Below are 1,099 nucleotides of genomic sequence, written 5' to 3'. Positions count from 1 at the left end.
GGAGTGAACTTCGCGGCGGCGAACACCACCGGCACAGCGACCAGCAACCAAAGCATGGGGCTTTGGCGAATCTCCGTCAGAAGGGGGCTCAACTGTTCACTCCTGTTCGGTCGCCCAGACGGATCGGTGTTTGCCCTGACAATGCACCTGGCTACGGGTAGCGATTATAAGATCCGCCGGCGGATAACCGAAACTCACACCATAGCCGCATTTGACGCCCTCAATGATACCAGCGCTCGACGAGATAGCAAAGCGTCGTGCGCGATCTTGTTCGGCCGCCCGGCATGGCGGGCTCAGGTTTTGGCCATACGACCTGCAGATATTGCTCCGGCGGGCAGCTCTGCTGCTGCGAAACGTAGAAGGCATAGACCTCGATCCGGATGTGGCCGAATCGATCGGCTTGGTTGCTGGCGAACTGAACCTGCCACGGTCAGAAGTGCTACAGACCATCCTGCGCGACTGGTTGATCACTGGTGGCCGGCTACCAGTCGATACGATCGACCTGAAACCGCGCTTGAAAGTGTTCCGAGTGCGTATGCAAGGCATCGGGCTGACCTATCGCCGAAGAGCAACGGGGCGTGAATGTCATACTTCCAACAGAATACTACTGTTTCTTGGTAGCCAGCCAAAGGTGGGGCTTTTGGGAGGAGACTCTGACCATGAAACGCTATTTTCCGATTGCACTCGCAGTTGCGATTATCGGTTTGACCGGCCACGCAATGGCGGAGGAAGTGGACATGTCGAAGCTCACCTGCAAGGAGGTGACTGCTATGCGGCCCGCCAAGATTGCTCGCGTTGCCATGTGGGTGAACGGCTATGTCCATGGCAAAGCTGGCAACGCCAAAATCGACACTGACAAGACAGATGCCAATGCAGAGAAGATCGCTGCTTATTGCAAGAAGCACCCCGACGCCACGGTGGCGAGCGCGTTAGAGGCGGTCGCCAAGATGTAGCAGAAGATTAAATGAAGACTAGCCGACGGGCGCCTGGACTCGACGGCCCGGTTAACCGGTGTCGGACCGGACCCTGTTCAGGAAACGCACTGGCGGGCTTCCCTGTGACGACCCGGCTACTCGCGCCCTTATGCCTTGATGGGACT

Annotated in this window: 1 protein-coding gene; it reads left to right on the top strand. The window is 57.8% G+C overall.

The features are described from left to right. Window positions 1-659: 659 nt before the first annotated feature. Entirely contained in the window at window positions 660-953 is a 294-nt protein-coding gene (locus tag ACXJ7R_RS33870; RefSeq protein ID WP_457155595.1) for an HdeA/HdeB family chaperone, read from the top strand. Window positions 954-1,099: the final 146 nt, after the last annotated feature.

This window comes from Mesorhizobium sp. P5_C1 (assembly GCF_054049815.1).
This window is presented reverse-complemented; position numbering and strand designations above follow the sequence as displayed.

What these genes read in the sequence shown, in the direction of transcription:
- ACXJ7R_RS33870 (WP_457155595.1), top strand. Translation starts at nt 660, where the DNA reads ATGAAACGCTATTTTCCGATTGCACTCGCAGTTGCGATTATCGGTTTG.